11 protein-coding genes, 2 pseudogenes and 1 riboswitch are annotated in these 13510 nt (G+C 61.1%); of the genes and pseudogenes, 8 read left to right on the top strand and 5 right to left on the bottom strand.

The features are described 5' to 3' along the window. Positions 1-2: 2 nt before the first annotated feature. The 3 genes from A6W98_RS18280 to A6W98_RS21730 all read right to left on the bottom strand — a co-directional run bounded on the left by A6W98_RS18280 (position 3) and on the right by A6W98_RS21730 (position 2765). Complete coding sequence (locus A6W98_RS18280; protein ID WP_042464060.1) at positions 3-383, bottom strand: hypothetical protein; 381 nt, start codon at positions 381-383, stop codon at positions 3-5. 492 nt (positions 384-875) lie between these two features. Continuing rightward, on the bottom strand, positions 876-1895 hold the full coding sequence (locus tag A6W98_RS18275) for an IS110 family RNA-guided transposase (RefSeq protein ID WP_042456306.1): 1020 nt from the start codon (positions 1893-1895) through the stop codon (positions 876-878). Between the two features lie 183 nt (positions 1896-2078). Further along, positions 2079-2765: a hypothetical protein gene (locus A6W98_RS21730; protein ID WP_196760221.1), complete on the bottom strand. Its 687-nt coding sequence runs from the start codon at positions 2763-2765 to the stop codon at positions 2079-2081. 537 nt (positions 2766-3302) lie between these two features. Between A6W98_RS21730 and A6W98_RS20605 the strand changes: the two genes are divergently transcribed. Next, positions 3303-4190, top strand: coding sequence for a DUF4238 domain-containing protein (locus tag A6W98_RS20605; RefSeq protein WP_072071726.1), 888 nt, complete (start codon positions 3303-3305; stop codon positions 4188-4190). Between the two features lie 251 nt (positions 4191-4441). On the opposite strand, the gene A6W98_RS21300 is transcribed toward A6W98_RS20605, so the two are convergent. Next, positions 4442-5257 (bottom strand): hypothetical protein, encoded by an 816-nt coding sequence (locus A6W98_RS21300; protein WP_155734683.1) that lies wholly within the window; start codon positions 5255-5257, stop codon positions 4442-4444. Between the two features lie 234 nt (positions 5258-5491). After that, on the bottom strand, positions 5492-6265 hold the full coding sequence (locus A6W98_RS18265; RefSeq protein ID WP_231098307.1) for an IS110 family RNA-guided transposase: 774 nt from the start codon (positions 6263-6265) through the stop codon (positions 5492-5494). 429 nt (positions 6266-6694) lie between these two features. Between A6W98_RS18265 and A6W98_RS18260 the strand changes: the two genes are divergently transcribed. From A6W98_RS18260 to A6W98_RS18235, 7 genes and pseudogenes are all read left to right on the top strand, one after another. Continuing rightward, the gene (locus tag A6W98_RS18260; protein WP_042456306.1) at positions 6695-7714 is read left to right on the top strand and encodes an IS110 family RNA-guided transposase; all 1020 of its coding nucleotides are present in this window, start codon (positions 6695-6697) and stop codon (positions 7712-7714) included. Between the two features lie 371 nt (positions 7715-8085). Then, positions 8086-8787, top strand: a pseudogene (locus A6W98_RS22430) (IS110 family RNA-guided transposase); the annotation flags it as partial. Beyond that, positions 8786-8917, top strand: a pseudogene (locus tag A6W98_RS22425) (transposase); the annotation flags it as partial. The pseudogenes A6W98_RS22430 and A6W98_RS22425, both read left to right, overlap by 2 nt. Before the next feature lie 14 nt (positions 8918-8931). Next, positions 8932-9113: riboswitch (cobalamin riboswitch) on the top strand. A gap of 102 nt (positions 9114-9215) precedes the next feature. Beyond that, the gene (locus tag A6W98_RS18250) at positions 9216-9518 is read left to right on the top strand and encodes a hypothetical protein (protein ID WP_042458151.1); all 303 of its coding nucleotides are present in this window, start codon (positions 9216-9218) and stop codon (positions 9516-9518) included. A 449-nt stretch (positions 9519-9967) separates the two neighbouring features. Continuing rightward, on the top strand, positions 9968-11452 hold the full coding sequence (locus A6W98_RS18245) for a TolC family protein (RefSeq protein WP_042464057.1): 1485 nt from the start codon (positions 9968-9970) through the stop codon (positions 11450-11452). Then, positions 11452-12375 carry an efflux RND transporter periplasmic adaptor subunit gene (locus A6W98_RS18240; protein WP_042464054.1) on the top strand — a complete coding sequence of 308 codons (924 nt, stop codon included), beginning with the start codon at positions 11452-11454 and terminating at the stop codon, positions 12373-12375. Before A6W98_RS18245 ends, A6W98_RS18240 begins: the two co-directional genes overlap by 1 nt. Further along, positions 12365-13456: a BamA/TamA family outer membrane protein gene (locus tag A6W98_RS18235; RefSeq protein WP_168161840.1), complete on the top strand. Its 1092-nt coding sequence runs from the start codon at positions 12365-12367 to the stop codon at positions 13454-13456. The genes A6W98_RS18240 and A6W98_RS18235 overlap by 11 nt, the downstream gene beginning before the upstream one ends. Positions 13457-13510 lie beyond the last annotated feature (54 nt).

Genomic DNA, 13510 nt, shown 5'->3' with positions numbered 1-13510 from the left:
GTCTAGGTGAGCCGTTTGCGTCGCCTCGTGTGATGGTGTTCCCAAGCGGCCAAAGCCAAACACATCGTGATCGCACCCGCATACACGGCGAGGATCGGACGTTCGCCCTGATCAGGCAAAAGCAGAAAGGTTGGCACGGTGATGATGGTCAGGAACGTGGCCAATGCATACCGAATTGGAATGGCCCGAAAAACAAAGACCATCGCAAGCCCATAGATGCTGAGGGCGACCCAATAATAGTAGCCGAAGATTCCATAGGCGATACCTCTGGGGCGGCCCCAATAGTCAACGGCCACTTTTCCAATGGTGGCAATCACCAGTGAATAGAGCACCCCGAAGAGCAGAGCGGCCATGAATGTACGTAGGGTAAAAAGGCGTTTCATACTGTTGCAGTTTTCAATGTCTCGCACTTGGAGAGTCTCAGTCGGGGACGGTGTCCTAGGACAGGTTTTATGATCAATTTTCGCGAAGTTTATTTTTCTGGTTACCAAGCGCCCGATGGTCTGAGGGCATTTGACTATCATACTGCATTGTTCACCGATTGCAGACATGAGTGCAACCGCCGAGAGATGACGCTTTGTCCCGGGGACCGTGAGTTCGCTACGGTTCGAAATTAGCAGTCACAGCGAATGTCTTGTGTGGATGGCTCCCGCATAGCAAGTCGTAAATGATCTCGCGCACCTTTTCAGAAGCAGTCTTGTGTCCGGCCTGTTTGCGCGGTTCACACCGCTGGCCCTGATGGGATCCGCAGATCAGGTTCCTATCTGCTTTGCGGGCAATTTCGCCCGGGACATTCGGCGGAGCTTCCTGATCGTTGCGGCTGAAGGGTACACCATCACATCGTCGGTCTTGCTATCTCGCTGTTTCGGTATGTCTCAGGCTGTGTGAGGTCGGTAGGATTCGTTCCTGGTCAGCACCGCCCACATGATCCGCGCCGTCTTGTTCGCCATGGCGACGGTCGCGAGCCGGGCAGGCTTCCTCTGCAGCAGCTTCGTCAGCCAGGGATCGGCACGCTCCGGATGGTTGGAGACCTGCCGCACACGCGATGTCATGCCGACGACGATAAGCTGACGCAGATACCGATCGCCCATCTTGGTGATCTTCCCTAAGCGCTCCTTGCCACCGCTGGAGTGGTTGCGCGGTGTCAGACCAAGCCACGCCGCAAATTCCCGCCCACTCTTGAACTGGTGACCCGATCCGATCGTGGCGGCCACGGCCGAGGCGGTGACCGGCCCAACTCCGGGAATGCTCTGCAGGAGTTGCGCCTGGCGGCTGAGACGAGCCTGGATACGCATCGTGATCTCGTACCAGCGAAAGCGGTTGTGGAGCTCGACCAGCTGACGGCTGAGGACCCGCAGAACGTCCTGGGCGAGCTCGGGGAACCCGGACTGCTTGCCCTCGATGATCCCTTTCGCAAAATCGATGGCCCGCGCGACGCCCCGAGCGATGGCGATCCCGAACTCCGCGGCCAGGCTTCGGAGCATGTTGATCAACTGAGTGCGCTGTCGAACCACGAAGTCCCGTGCGCGATGCAAGGAGAGAAGCGCCTGCTGGTCCTCGGACTTGATCTCGACAAACCGCATCGTCGGCCGCGTCACGGCCTCGCAAATGGCTTCTGCATCGACCGCATCGGACTTGCCCCGTTTCACGTAGGGTTTGACGTACATCGGCGGCATCAGCCGGACAGTATGACCGAGCTTCGTAAGCTCACGGCCCCAGTGGTGGCTCGATGCGCAGGCTTCGATGCCGATGAGGCAGGGCGGCAGTCGCTCGAAGAACGCCAGCACCTGCGCCCGGCGTAAAGGCCGATTGAAGGCGACCTCTCCGGTCTCGGTAACTCCGTGGACATGAAAGATGTTCTTGGCCAGGTCGAGGCCGACAGTGGTAACTTGCATGGGGTGGCTCCTCTCAATTGCAGATTCTGACACCTGCAGTATGGCGCATCGCGACGCCGGGAGCGGGAGCCATCCACCCCATCTCCTCTGACGGGCCGCACCGCAGCATTGCTAGACATCGGCCAACGGCGGCAATGGGCCGATCTGGTATCTGTATTTTTCGTTCCGTAGTTTCGGTGCGTGCTATCCACCTTCCATATCATCGCCACGAACGACGCCAACCAACCTGCGGAACTCACCGTCATCAGATGCCTGCTTCCAGAAGTTGATGAAACGGCAGACCAACTGCAGGTTCTCCTTGGCGTAGTGCCCATTGCTGTCGATGCGGTCCAAGGAGGGCAGCATGTTGTCGTCCGTCTGTGCGCCCCGGAACTGGAACGGCAGGCCGGTGATGGCGCAGCGGTCTTCCTGGATGGTGAGAAGGTCCCGGATCAGCTTGTCCAACTCGGCGTCGGACATATGCAGCTCCTTGTTCTTGACGGTCGAAGGGATCACCTGGCCGTTGGAGTTGAAGACCGTCTTGCCCACCGAATACTTAATGTCGGCAATCGATTTTTCCCTGGCTCCGAGGTGTCGCGCGTCGGCCCTTTCACCATTGGCCAAGTCGCCCTTGGCTTCCCTCCCCAACAGGGTCGAGAATGGCCACAGCAGGGAATGGGCGTCGATAAGGCGGACGTGTTCCAGTTTGGCCTGATCTGCGATCGGCTTGCGTAGGGCGTTCAGGATCCCGTTGAAATGGCTGTAGTTCTCCCAGGTACAATTGCGCAGGGTGCGGAATTCCAGGCCGATCTCACCGAAGACACGGTCGAAGCCGGTGGGTTGGATCGGCATGAAGCGGTCCATGTCCTTGAGGAAGAACAGGTAAGCCATCAGCGGGTATTTCGAGCCGGTTGCAGCGATATTGAATCAACGGTCAGACCTTCGGACAAGTCGCGTTTTTCAACGGAATAGGCTCGTTCCCGACCTTCGCCGCGCCGCAGGGGCAAGCGCCTGATCGCCCCTCGCGCGGCGTCGCTCACGGCCCAAACCGGTCCTTCGTGCCTCGTGCAGCGGGTTGCCGGTCGCAGCCCCGAACCGGACGAGTCAGGCCTCTGAGATCTCCCCGGGCCACCCGGCAGACGCTGGTACTTTGGGCAAGAAGCTACTTTTCAAGATCCTCACCGAGCATAGGTGGAGATTTCCGAGAACTGATCTTCAACGCACCAGCGACCTGCGTCGCCAAATTCAGCCGCCTACTCGTTACCGAAGATACCAAGACTGGATGCCTAGGCCTTCATAATGTCAATAATTTCCTTAGAATAAAATGATAGTTACTTTACTTTGACATGCGGGCGTATATATTCCTCCGGAATCGTGAGCATCTCGAGTTCAGGAATTCACTCGAAAATATGCTTGGCGGCAGATTTGATGAAGAATCAACGCAGCAAAGGCCATCATTATATACCTCAAGCTCTGCAGCGCGCCTTTGCCTCCGGAAAACAGCAGCTGTGGTACGCGAAGAAGACTCGCAGCGGCGAATACGATAACCCGAGAATCCGAAATATTAGGACGTTCTTTCAGCGCCGAAACTACTATACAATTTACAACGAAGGTCGTCCTTCAGACGAGGTGGAGCGAAACCACTACGGTCCCATTGATAACTTTCTAGGAGAGCTACTCCCTGAGCTTAAGATTGCGTTTGAAAAGGGAAAACTTCCAACGCTTGAAGGGAAAATTGAGCACTCTCTGCGCGAAGTTATTGCCGAGATGTTAAAGAGAACGCCGGATTTCATTCCGGAGTTTGACCAAGCCAGCCGCACACGCCAGATGGTGCAAGATGCCGTGGAAAATTTGCCCTTGGATATATTTAATCTAACTCCTGCGGGTCGCAACTTTCTTAAGAAAATAAAAGATCCCTCCCAGCAGGAGCTACTTTCTCGTTCAGCGCGAGTTCAAGCCGCGTTACGCCCTTCGGAACAATTTTTGAAACTACTACACGAGCGATCAGTCCGATGGGTTCGGTGTGAAAGACATCATTCGTTCATCCTATCGAGCGCCGCTGTCGCGCGGCTCGGGAACGGTGGGTCCAATGGTTTGGTCAACCCCCAATCAGAACTCTGGATGCCCTTGCTACCGCAATTGGCGGTAGTTCTTGTAGGGAAGGCGGGGCGTGACTTGCTTGCTGAGACACTGTTGCCTCGGGATAGAATCCGCCGAATAAATATATACTTGATGCGAATCGGAAAAGAAATTGCATCCAGCTCACCGGAGCTATTGGAGTCCATTGCGGGGAAGCGGCGAAATAAATCTTCCTGATTGCCCGCCATTCGTGCGGCCATTCTATCACATCCTGACGGATACCAGCGGTGAATGAGTGCATTCACCATCTTCTGGGATTTATCAAAAATATACCAGCCATGTGAAACCCAACATCTACCCGCTGCAGTTAGGTGAGTGTTTCCTCAGGCTTGCACTTCTTCTGGCCATCTTTCTGCTCTCATCTGGCTCGGAAGCCGTGCTTTGGCGAAGCCAATTTTCAGAACTCAAAAAAGAAAATAATTTCCAGCCTAGTGGCGCAAAGCAGCCCTGGTGTCAGCGTCAAGAGACTGGAACGCATTTTGGCAAGGGTCTGAGCCAACGGCCCAGCCAAGCTCGGGCCCTATGGTGGCATCGTAGCTTTTCGAGCCAGTTGTAGGGTCGAAGCGTAGTGGCTCCGCTCGCCAAAAGCTCAAACTGTAGACTAACCTGGCTGGTGCGGATCGTGGAGCGTGTACCACACATACCATTGCCAAGTCAGGGGCTGGGCCGCTATAAGGTCCATTCAAGCCTATCCCATTCGCATTGAAGGGATGGCTTTTTTCTTCTCCGGTTAGATATTGCGGAACCGCAACGCCATTCGAGTGAAAGGCATCCAAAGAATAAACCCGATACCACACTAAAGACTGATGTGGCTTGCTCCAATCGCCACCAGGACCTGGGCCCAAAAATGCGCTCATTCCAATTGGAAGTGTGCGGTAATCACTAAACAGCCATATGTGGCCGACCTCCCTGCGAATGGTTTCAGGTAAGGTTTCCTTCGGAAGATTTTGCGGAATTTCTGGAGGATGCTGTTCCTGTTTCGCACGAAATTCTAAAATCTCCTGGCCAAGTGCCCGGCGCCCCTGCGTATCCATGCCACCGGTTACAAGCGATCCACGCCCTATCTGAGAGCTAGAAATCGCGCTATGTGTGTTTTGATCCGCAAATCCGTCTACAGCTCCAGGATTATAGCCCAGTTCAAGCAGGAAACTCTCATCGCTGTAAACGAGGTTGTCAGTTGCGTATGCATTCTTCGCCCAAATGGTCGCAATCGCTGCGCCGATGACGATGAACTGAAAAACCATCCCGACGACTCCGTTCTCGTTGCGGCCAAAATTGTAAACTGCCAAATGTCGCGACATAAGCCTCCAGCATGCGACAGCATCACATGGCTAAATTCTCCGTTGGTTATATTGTGATGTTCATTGCAAATGGCGAGGCAGTCAATAGCGGAGAGGAAGCGGGTATTTAATGAGCCTCTGAGCTGTCGTATGTCATGAATCATTCAACTTCCGGTTTGAGCTGGAAACGTCAAATTTCTATTGTGCGGGCCTGTTGTGGAACAGACCCAGCCAGGCCGCCAGATCGCGCCCGGTCCGGAATTGTTTCGCATCGCCGATCGTGGCGATGATGGCCGAGGCGGTAATCGGACCGATCCCGGGTATGCGCATCAGCCGCCGGGCATCTGCCGTCATCATGGCGTGCTGTTCGATCATCCTGGTGTAGCCGACGACCCGGGTGTTGAGGCCCACCAGCTGATGGCACAGCGTCCCGAGAATACCGTTGGCCAGTTCCGGCATGTCGGGATGGTCCCCGCCGAGGTGGCGTTTGGCAAAGGTGAGGATGGCGCCCACTCCGGTCGGCAGGATGTGGCCGAATTCGCGCAAGATGCTGCGGATCATGTTCACGATCTGGGTTTGCTGCCGGACCACAAGATCGCGGGTGCGGTGGATCGCCAGGATCGCCTGCTGATCTTCCGTCTTCAGTTCGACGAAGCGCATCGTGGGTCGGCGCACCGCCTCGCAAATCGCCTCGGCATCGACCGCGTCGGTCTTGCCCCGCTTCACATAGGGTTTCACATAGCCCGCAGGCATCAGCCGGACGTCGTGACCGAGCTTGCCCAATTCGCGGCCCCAGTGATGGGCGGACCCACACGCCTCCATCCCGACGACGCAGGGCGGCAGGGCCTCGAAGAATTGCAGAAGCTTGGCGCGCTTCACCGTCTTGTTGAAAATGACGCGCCCATTCGCGGAAATCCCGTGAACCTGAAAGACATCCTTGGCCAAATCCAGGCCGACCGTATTGACTGTCATTGGGTGGCTCCTCTCTCAGCAGTCGATGACAACTGCACTATGGCGCATCGCGACGCCGGGGGAGCAGGGGCCATCCACATCATCCGCTTCGGCGATCCCGGGGCGATTCCCGGAGACAACCGCGAACGTCCGGTCTCCGCCGATTGTGTTGAAAAACTCGCTTGCGGGGCCGCAGAGCACAAGCTCACGGGACATGGTTCCGCTTTTCTGCGATCCAGCCTCGTAAATGGACCTTTGCTGCCCCTGTGAAGAACGGCGTTCCAAACTCAGACGACCTCTCAACCGCGGCCGGAGTTTTTCAACACAATCCGCCCCAAGCGACCAGGGCCGCTCTCTGCCGATAGCAGATGGGGTGGATGGCTCCCGCTCCCGGCGTCGCGATGCGCCATACTGCAGGTGTCAGAATCTGCAATTGAGAGGAGCCACCCCATGCAAGTTACCACTGTCGGCCTCGACCTGGCCAAGAACATCTTTCATGTCCACGGAGTTACCGAGACCGGAGAGGTCGCCTTCAATCGGCCTTTACGCCGGGCGCAGGTGCTGGCGTTCTTCGAGCGACTGCCGCCCTGCCTCATCGGCATCGAAGCCTGCGCATCGAGCCACCACTGGGGCCGTGAGCTTACGAAGCTCGGTCATACTGTCCGGCTGATGCCGCCGATGTACGTCAAACCCTACGTGAAACGGGGCAAGTCCGATGCGGTCGATGCAGAAGCCATTTGCGAGGCCGTGACGCGGCCGACGATGCGGTTTGTCGAGATCAAGTCCGAGGACCAGCAGGCGCTTCTCTCCTTGCATCGCGCACGGGACTTCGTGGTTCGACAGCGCACTCAGTTGATCAACATGCTCCGAAGCCTGGCCGCGGAGTTCGGGATCGCCATCGCTCGGGGCGTCGCGCGGGCCATCGATTTTGCGAAAGGGATCATCGAGGGCAAGCAGTCCGGGTTCCCCGAGCTCGCCCAGGACGTTCTGCGGGTCCTCAGCCGTCAGCTGGTCGAGCTCCACAACCGCTTTCGCTGGTACGAGATCACGATGCGTATCCAGGCTCGTCTCAGCCGCCAGGCGCAACTCCTGCAGAGCATTCCCGGAGTTGGGCCGGTCACCGCCTCGGCCGTGGCCGCCACGATCGGATCGGGTCACCAGTTCAAGAGTGGGCGGGAATTTGCGGCGTGGCTTGGTCTGACACCGCGCAACCACTCCAGCGGTGGCAAGGAGCGCTTAGGGAAGATCACCAAGATGGGCGATCGGTATCTGCGTCAGCTTATCGTCGTCGGCATGACATCGCGTGTGCGGCAGGTCTCCAACCATCCGGAGCGTGCCGATCCCTGGCTGACGAAGCTGCTGCAGAGGAAGCCTGCCCGGCTCGCGACCGTCGCCATGGCGAACAAGACGGCGCGGATCATGTGGGCGGTGCTGACCAGGAACGAATCCTACCGACCTCACACAGCCTGAGACATACCGAAACAGCGAGATAGCAAGACCGACGATGTGATGGTGTACCCTTCAGCCGCAACGATCAGGAAGCTCCGCCGAATGTCCCGGGCGAAATTGCCCGCAAAGCAGATAGGAACCTGATCTGCGGATCCCATCAGGGCCAGCGGTGTGAACCGCGCAAACAGGCCGGACACAAGACTGCTTCTGAAAAGGTGCGCGAGATCATTTACGACTTGCTATGCGGGAGCCATCCACACAGGTCATTCGGCGCCTCAAGTCCGAGCCGCCCGTGGATCACGGAAGCGGATGATGTGGATGGCCCCTGCTCCCCCGGCGTCGCGATGTGCCATAGTGCAGTTGTCATCGACTGCTGAGAGAGGAGCCACCCAATGACAGTCAATACGGTCGGCCTGGATTTGGCCAAGGATGTCTTTCAGGTTCACGGGATTTCCGCGAATGGGCGCGTCATTTTCAACAAGACGGTGAAGCGCGCCAAGCTTCTGCAATTCTTCGAGGCCCTGCCGCCCTGCGTCGTCGGGATGGAGGCGTGTGGGTCCGCCCATCACTGGGGCCGCGAATTGGGCAAGCTCGGTCACGACGTCCGGCTGATGCCTGCGGGCTATGTGAAACCCTATGTGAAGCGGGGCAAGACCGACGCGGTCGATGCCGAGGCGATTTGCGAGGCGGTGCGCCGACCCACGATGCGCTTCGTCGAACTGAAGACGGAAGATCAGCAGGCGATCCTGGCGATCCACCGCACCCGCGATCTTGTGGTCCGGCAGCAAACCCAGATCGTGAACATGATCCGCAGCATCTTGCGCGAATTCGGCCACATCCTGCCGACCGGAGTGGGCGCCATCCTCACCTTTGCCAAACGCCACCTCGGCGGGGACCATCCCGACATGCCGGAACTGGCCAACGGTATTCTCGGGACGCTGTGCCATCAGCTGGTGGGCCTCAACACCCGGGTCGTCGGCTACACCAGGATGATCGAACAGCACGCCATGATGACGGCAGATGCCCGGCGGCTGATGCGCATACCCGGGATCGGTCCGATTACCGCCTCGGCCATCATCGCCACGATCGGCGATGCGAAACAATTCCGGACCGGGCGCGATCTGGCGGCCTGGCTGGGTCTGCCCCCCCCTGAACAAATCCAGCGGCGGCAAGGAGCGGCTCGGGAAGATCACCAAGAAGGGCGACCGCTACATCAGGAAGCTGCTGATCGTCGGCATGACGTCGCGCGCCTTGATGGCCAGGAAGCATCCCGAGCGTGCCGATCTCTGGACGCCGTGACTGCCCCCGCAACTGTAGGCGGCGAGCGACCCCGAAGCGACCACTGGGCAGCAAGGCCCGGGAAGGATCGGGGGAGCGGCGACCCGCGAGTCAGGAGACCTGCCATCTGTTCGATACCAACCCGGGCGGGGTGCCCCGGACGAGGAGCAGATAAGATGGACCATGCCGTCCTGAGACTATTGCTGCCGCCGGTTGACTCCGCCCCATTCGCGCGGAGGGCGCAATGCATCTTCACACCACGATCAACGGACCCATCATGGCGCCCGAAAGTCCTGAACGGGCCCGGGAACAGGGACAGTTGGGCTACATGCAATGGCTCGGTTCGATGCCCGGCAACGCGCCCTACAAGGACGAGGCGATCTACGCCTGTATCGCGGCCATGGATCTGGAGCGATCGAAACCGGCCGTCGCGGTGTTCTGCGAACTGATCCGGGCCTCCCTGCGTAAGCCGCTCCGCCGCCTTGATCTTGCCCTGCCCCGACCGCGACGGCGCGGAGGCGCAGCTGTACGACGTTCCCGCCTCTGAGACAGTCGGCGCGCGCCCCGCGCCGATCCGAGGATCAATTGCGCCGGACCGCATCGTGATCCCGCTCTCGCAGTGGGAAAGTGCGAATCATGTTCTGCATCCGAGGTCGAGGCCGACTATTTCACCAGCCTGTTAGGGGGCTTTCTGGGCGGAGCTTGACCCTTGGGCCGGAGAGGTCCCTTAGGCCTCAGCAAGATCCCGCGCATCGGGCGGCCCCCTCGTTTTCTCCGGGCAGACGCGTTCGCCCCTTACGCGTGGATTTTTCTTTCGAAAGATCGATTTTGGCGCAAATGGGTAGTTTGTGGGGTAAAGGGGGGGGCGAGGGTAGAAGGAAAAAGGTTGGAGACCTAAGACGAACTCGCGAGGATACAAGTATAATTCCAGAAAACGGGATCGTCGGAAGCGGCCCGCCTCGCGGCTAGGACAGTGGGGCAGAACGGGGCCACAGGATGACGATCAGAACCAGTTTCGCCGCGGTGATCGGCTGCAGTCTGCTTTGGGTGGCGGGATGCGGCGGCCCCGAAACCCCGGCGGATCAGCGTCTCGACGCCCTGCGCGAGGACGGTCCGTCCGAGGATCAGCGGAATGCCGCCGAGGCCGGTCTGGCGAAGACCATCGCCAAGGAACCCGGGCTGGCCGAGCTGGTCGCGCTTTACGGCGATCCCTCCGAGGCGCCCGCGGGCGGGGCGGCGCTGCCGGACCTGCTGAAGACCGCGCTGGACCGGAACTCGAAAATCGGCCGCGCCGCGCAGGAGATCAGCCTGGCCGACGCGCAGCACATGAACGCCGTCTTCGGGTATCTGCCGCAGGTCTCGTTCACATTCTCGCGTGACCACCTGAACCAGCGGGTGATCTCGTCCGACAACAAGGTCTACGAGAAGGGCCAGACATCCTATCCGGTGCGCACCACGGTCGCCAGCGTCACCCAGCCGATCTACGACATGAGCCGGATCTTCGGCATACGCTATGCGCGCAATGCCCAGTCGGTGGCCGAGGTCGACTATATCGGTGCCGTGCGCGACGTCACATACGAGGTTTTCGACAACTACATCGTCGCCAACCAGGCCCGCGACCGTGCCCGCGCTCTGGCCGCGCGCCAGCGGCTGTTCGACCGCCAGATCGGCAGCCGCGACACGCTGACCGATATCGGTCTGGACGACGACACCGAAAGCGCCTCGTTGCGCAGCGAGCGCGATTCCATCGCCGCCGAGGAGGCGCTGGAAATGGCCCGCTATGCCGCGGCGGTCAGCGCCCTGGCCGAACTGACCGGGACCGTGGTGCGCGAGATCAAGCCGCTTCGCTTCCCGAACGGGATGCTGCGCGCGGACCGGCGCACCGGCGAGGGCGACGCGGTGGCCCGCGGGCTGGAAGACAACCCGGCGATCATGTCGGCGGCGCTTGCAGTTGTGGGTGCCGGGCTCGACAGGCACCGGGCGCTGGCGGCCGAGACGATGCCGGTGGTCGACGCCTATGCCACGCTGGAAAACGAGCACCGCTCCGGCAGCCGGTTCGGCGGCGGGTCGCATAGCGACGACCTGACCGTGGGCGTCAGCCTGACCGTGCCGCTCTTCAACTCGAACGGCCGCGGCTATGTTTCGCGCGAGAAATCGGTCGAGCTGCGTGCCGCGACGATGGAATATTATGCCCGCCGCCGCGCGGTCGAGACCGAGATCCGCTCTACCCATTCCCGCATGGCCGAGCTGCGCCGCGCGATCTTCCGCTCCTCGGAATCGGCCCAGCAGGCCCGGAAGGCGCTGGACGCCGAACGCGGCCGGGTCGCCAGCGGCCAAAGCGTCGATCTGGTTGTCGCCGCACGCGAACTGCGGCTGAACAAGGCCACCGAGCGGGTGAGCTACTATCAGGCGGAATACCTCCGGTCCTGGACCCGGCTGCACTATCTGATGGGTGCCGACCTCACGAAGCTCGAGTTGTGATGGGCGGGTGCGGTCTGATTCTTGCCGTTGCGGTCGCGGTCCTGCCCGCGGCTGTTTCGGCGCAGACCAGCCCGGAAGACTTCGCCCTGCGCGCCCGCTCGGTAGCGGGCGCGATTCCGCTGCTGCGGCCGGGACAGTTCAACTGCACGATCAAGCCGCTGCGGGTGGTCGAGGTGACCTCGGCCATCACCGGCGTCGCCGCGCGCGTGCTGGTTCGTCCCGGGCAGCAGGTGGCGGCAGGCGATCCGTTGGTCGAGCTCGACGCGGCGATGGCCCGGGCCGAGCTTGCGCTGGGCGAGGCGCGCGCCTCGGACGACAGCGCCCTGAGGGCCTCGATCCTGCGCCGCGACGGTCTGGCCCGCAAAGAAGAGCGTCTGGCCCGCGGCTTGGCCCGCGGCGCCGTCAGCCCCGCCGATCACGACGACGCGGCGCTGGAGCTGGCGCTGGCCGCAGCCGATGTAGAACGCCAGAAGGCGGCGCTGGAAATGGCCGCGCTGGATCTGGCCAAGACCCGGATCGCGGTCGAGAACACTCTGATCGCGGCGCCGGTGGCGGGCATGATCGGCGAAGACCTGATCGACCCGGGCGAGGGCACCTCGGCCGGGCCGCTGGCCACGATCTATGTCAATCAGCCGCTCCGGGTCGAGGCCTTCGTGCCGTCCTCGGCGCTGCCCGATTTCGTTGCCGCCGCGCGGCACGACATCGTCGTCAACGACGATGTCGCGCATCCGCTGCCAGTCCGTTTCGACTATGCCGCCCAGCTGGCGGATCTGGCGTCGGGCACGATCTCGGTCTTCTTCACCCTCGATGCGCCCGAGGTGCTGCCGGGCAGCAAATGCCTGATCGCGGGGCTGCCCGAGGCGGGCTCCGCGCTGCCGGGCAGCGGACCCCAGAATGACGAAGGGACCCGATATGACAACTGACGCCCCGCGCCGCTTGGCGCCGCTTTCCGCGATGGCGCTGGCCGTCGGCCTGCTGCCCGGGGCCGCCGGTGCCGACCGGCTGGTCACCGGGGTCAGCTATTCCACCGTCTACGGCGCCACCGCCCAGGTCGATCTGGGCTTCACCGACATCCTGTCCAGCGGGGTTGATCTGCGGCTGGGCTACCGGGGCGGGTCGGAAGGCCACGGCACCAGCCTCGCGCTGACCCGCGACTGGGAGTTTGGCGATACCGGCCTGGGGCGCGACACGGTGCTGACCTTCGGCATCGAAGGCTATTCCCGCGACTGGGACTTCCAGTCCTACCGGCGCGAGACCTACACCGCCGCTCTATCGCTGGACGCCGGGCTGACCGAGCGGGCCCGCTACAGCGTCGGGATCTTCGCCCAGCACGACGATCTGGAGGAAAGCGACGACGACGTCTCGCCGCTGATCCTGAAAGATCTGGGCGACAGTCACGCCTCGGGCATCGATCTGGGGTTGACCTGGAGCAACCGCCAGAAGGGGGCGAGCTTGGCGCTGGGGACAGAGGCGCGGATCGACCTGCGCCGGGCCGGGTTCGGGTCGGGGCGCGACTTCAGCCAAGTCAGCGTCAATGCCGAAACGTTCCTGCCGATGGGCCGCGGCACGATCCTGAACCTCGGCTTCGACGGCGGCTTGGTTTCGTCGAACGACGGCGATTACGTGACCCTGCTCGACCGCGCGACCATGGGCGGCGGCATGCTGCGGGGCTTCACCTTCGACGGTATCGGTCCGCGCGACATGGACACCGACGACGCGCTGGGCGGCACCCGTTATTTGGCCGCCTCGGCCGAGCTGTTCGTGCCGACGCCGCGCGACAACCTGTGGCTCGGTGCCTTCTACGACATCGGAACGCTGTGGCACCTGCCCGGGCTCGACGGCGCCGATATCGACGACGACCTCTATTGGAGGCAGTCGGTCGGGCTGTCGATGACCTTCGAAACCCGGATTGGGCGCGTCAATACCTCTCTGGCCAAGCCTATTGCCGAACGCGAGGGGGACGACATCCAGTACGTCTCGGTCTCGCTGTCGACGACCTTCTGAACGGCGGCGCGGCCATCCCGGCCGCTCGCGACCTGAGTACGCGGAACGAGTGAG

This window comes from Rhodovulum sulfidophilum DSM 1374 (assembly GCF_001633165.1).
Classification (GTDB): Bacteria; Pseudomonadota; Alphaproteobacteria; order Rhodobacterales; family Rhodobacteraceae; genus Rhodovulum; species Rhodovulum sulfidophilum.
The sequence above is the reverse complement of the archived record's forward strand: the minus strand, read 5'-3'. Positions and strand labels throughout refer to the sequence as shown.

What these genes read in the sequence shown, in the direction of transcription:
- A6W98_RS18235 (WP_168161840.1), top strand. Translation starts at nt 12,365, where the DNA reads ATGACAACTGACGCCCCGCGCCGCTTGGCGCCGCTTTCCGCGATGGCG.
- A6W98_RS18250 (WP_042458151.1), top strand. Translation starts at nt 9,216, where the DNA reads ATGCATCTTCACACCACGATCAACGGACCCATCATGGCGCCCGAAAGT.
- A6W98_RS18280 (WP_042464060.1), bottom strand. Translation starts at nt 383, where the DNA reads ATGAAACGCCTTTTTACCCTACGTACATTCATGGCCGCTCTGCTCTTC.
- A6W98_RS18240 (WP_042464054.1), top strand. Translation starts at nt 11,452, where the DNA reads ATGGGCGGGTGCGGTCTGATTCTTGCCGTTGCGGTCGCGGTCCTGCCC.
- A6W98_RS18265 (WP_231098307.1), bottom strand. Translation starts at nt 6,265, where the DNA reads ATGACAGTCAATACGGTCGGCCTGGATTTGGCCAAGGATGTCTTTCAG.
- A6W98_RS18245 (WP_042464057.1), top strand. Translation starts at nt 9,968, where the DNA reads ATGACGATCAGAACCAGTTTCGCCGCGGTGATCGGCTGCAGTCTGCTT.
- A6W98_RS21730 (WP_196760221.1), bottom strand. Translation starts at nt 2,765, where the DNA reads ATGGCTTACCTGTTCTTCCTCAAGGACATGGACCGCTTCATGCCGATC.
- A6W98_RS20605 (WP_072071726.1), top strand. Translation starts at nt 3,303, where the DNA reads ATGAAGAATCAACGCAGCAAAGGCCATCATTATATACCTCAAGCTCTG.
- A6W98_RS21300 (WP_155734683.1), bottom strand. Translation starts at nt 5,257, where the DNA reads ATGGTTTTTCAGTTCATCGTCATCGGCGCAGCGATTGCGACCATTTGG.
- A6W98_RS18275 (WP_042456306.1), bottom strand. Translation starts at nt 1,895, where the DNA reads ATGCAAGTTACCACTGTCGGCCTCGACCTGGCCAAGAACATCTTTCAT.
- A6W98_RS18260 (WP_042456306.1), top strand. Translation starts at nt 6,695, where the DNA reads ATGCAAGTTACCACTGTCGGCCTCGACCTGGCCAAGAACATCTTTCAT.